Source organism: Ferroglobus sp. (genome assembly GCF_015521575.1).
Lineage (GTDB): Archaea > Halobacteriota > Archaeoglobi > Archaeoglobales > Archaeoglobaceae > Ferroglobus.
In genome coordinates, this window is sequence record NZ_WANY01000040.1 from 1 (window position 1) to 2,454 (window position 2,454).

The 2,454-nt window shown below is 41.9% G+C and carries 2 protein-coding genes; both read left to right on the forward strand.

Annotated elements, in window-relative coordinates; translation table 11 throughout:
• Window positions 1-1,070, forward strand: a 1,070-nt coding sequence (locus F7C14_RS01635; protein WP_290899212.1) for a tubulin/FtsZ family protein, incomplete at its 5' end; no start/stop codon positions are given.
• A 671-nt stretch (window positions 1,071-1,741) separates the two neighbouring features.
• Window positions 1,742-2,035 carry a hypothetical protein gene (locus F7C14_RS01640; protein ID WP_290899216.1) on the forward strand — a complete coding sequence of 98 codons (294 nt, stop codon included), beginning with the start codon at window positions 1,742-1,744 and terminating at the stop codon, window positions 2,033-2,035.
• Window positions 2,036-2,454: the final 419 nt, after the last annotated feature.

Here is a 2,454-nt window from a genome sequence, read left to right on the forward strand (position 1 = left end):
CCTTAAGGACTCTCGCCGTAAATACCGCAAGGACGGACTTAATGGGTTTGAAGCATATTCCGATGAAGGACAGAATTCTGATTGGACAAACGACTGTGAAAGGGCACGGAGTTGGTACAGACAACAAGCTTGGGGCAAAGATAATGCAAGAGGAGGTCGAGACGATTTTGAATGCTATAGACGAAAGAGGAACTCACGAGATCGACGCCTTTCTGATAATTGCTGGACTTGGAGGTGGAACTGGAAGCGGAGGAGCTCCGGTTTTAGCGAAGTACCTTTCGGAAATGTACTCCGAGCCGGTTTATGCGGTCGGCGTTCTTCCAGCTCAGGAAGAGGGAAAGCTTTACTCATTAAATGCAGCGAGGAGCATGATCACTCTTCTAAAGTACGTGGACAATCTGATTCTTGTGGACAACGGAGCTTGGAAGTTCGAGGGGTTGAGTTTAAGGGAGAGCTTCGAAAAGATAAATGAAGAGATCGTGAAGAGATTAGCCGTTTTGGCAAGAGCTGGCGAGCCAGTTGAAGAAGGGTTGGTTGGAGAAATGGTCGTTGACAGCTCTGAAGTCATAAACACGCTAAGAGGTGGAGGGATTTCATCAATAGGTTATGCAACTCTTGCTATTGAAGAGAAGAAGAGCGGACTACTCGGTTTTCTCAGGAAAAAGAAGGAGATCGTCGATGAAGGAGAGAAATCCATGAAAATAGCAACGCTCGTAAGAAAAGCTGCCCTCGGGAGATTGACGATTCCATGTAACATAAGAAGTGCGGAAAGAGCTTTGGTGCTCGTTGCTGGCCCTCCAGAGCATCTCGACAGAAAAGGATTAGAGAAAGCGAAACTTTGGCTCGAAGAGCAGATTGCCGGAGTTGAGGTTAGGGCTGGGGACTATCCAACAAGGAGAACAAAGCATGTAGCAGCTCTTGTCGTTCTTGCCAACGTTACGGACATTCCGAGAGTGAAGGAGTTGCAGAGGCTTGCAGCCGAAGCTAAGGAGGAAGTGGAGGTAGCTGAAAGGGAAAGAATAGAAAAGACGATTGAGCTATTCGACGAAGACATCGAACCCTTGCTTTAGATTCGGTTTTTTTAACAAATTTTTAACGACAGCGATATGCGAGGCGAAGCTTAAACTCAAAAACTCAATCATCGTCTTTTTAGCAAGAGACGGAGAAACTTACGGGTTTATCTTTGCTAATCAGATGGAAGAGGCAATTCCATGCCTACGCTCTCCTTAAAGAAGCGCTTAGATCTGCAAATAAGCTGGAGGTAGTTGGTGGTTGCAATTTTGGCATCTTTGAACTTCGAAAAATCTCGATTTGAATCACGAGACTTTTGTAGGAGATTCGATAAATAAACCTGTTTTCTCAAGTTGAAGAAAAGACAAAAAAGTTTAACTGCAGATTTCCTTTTAACAGTTCGTTTGAATCCGTTCGAAGCTTGTTAGAAGATTTTGTAACACCCTACAATCGAAAAGTAGCAATCTCGTTAACTTCATGTTCTTAGAGATCGTCAGGTGGCTGCTCAAAGCAGCTTTGGATAAGAGATCCTCATTACAAGCTGTAATTTTTGAAATGAGTTCATCGAGAGATTTTACCACCGCTAAGGGACAAGCTAAAAAGTATTTTAGTAAGTCCAATATTTTTGGACGAGTTCAAAACTATTGGAATAGTCTAAAATGTTTGGAAAAGAAAAATTTATATAGAAGAGAGTGGTGTGTAGGCGTGATTTAGTTGGGGGGTAGATGGGATGTACGCCGTGAAGGATTGGAATGAAGAGGTAATTAAGTGGATGGCTGTTGGGATGTGTTTGGCGATGGTTGGGTTGGCTGTAGTGCCAATAAGTGTGGGAAAAGTCGGGGCCGTTATTGGTGGGATTCAGGCTGGCATGAATGCAAATAGTTGGGAGCAAGCAGTAGTAAATGGAGCTTGGAATGGTTTTGCGGCAGGAGGCGTTGGTGCAGGTATTTATCTCGGCTTAATTGCGCTTGGCGTTGCAACTGGTGGCACAGCATTTGCTGTTGGTCTTGGAATAGCTCTATAATTTATAAAATTTTTTTATAATTTAGCAGTGGTGTTATACAATGAAATGTCTAATCTTCTTTCCAGAATGTAGGATATATAAAATTGCTAAAAAGCTGAATCAGCGAAATCGTGACATCTTACTGGGGCTGGTTGCATTATGGATAATACTTAAATTGGGGATACTCTTAGGGATAATCATCCATTTCTTAACTCCGTATAAACTTACACCTGCCAATTTAGTGGGAGCTTTTGCAATGATTACAGTGGTTACAATATCAACTGGTATTTGTTTAAGGAGGATAGAACCCCATGAATAGAATGAGAACTATAATGTTAATATCAATATCATTTATATTATATCTAATCGGTTTTCTTGCTGGTAATAACCTTTCTGAATTTAATGAAATAAAAAATCTACAGAATTACCAAAACATACTC

What these genes read in the sequence shown, in the direction of transcription:
- F7C14_RS01640 (WP_290899216.1), top strand. Translation starts at nt 1,742, where the DNA reads ATGTACGCCGTGAAGGATTGGAATGAAGAGGTAATTAAGTGGATGGCT.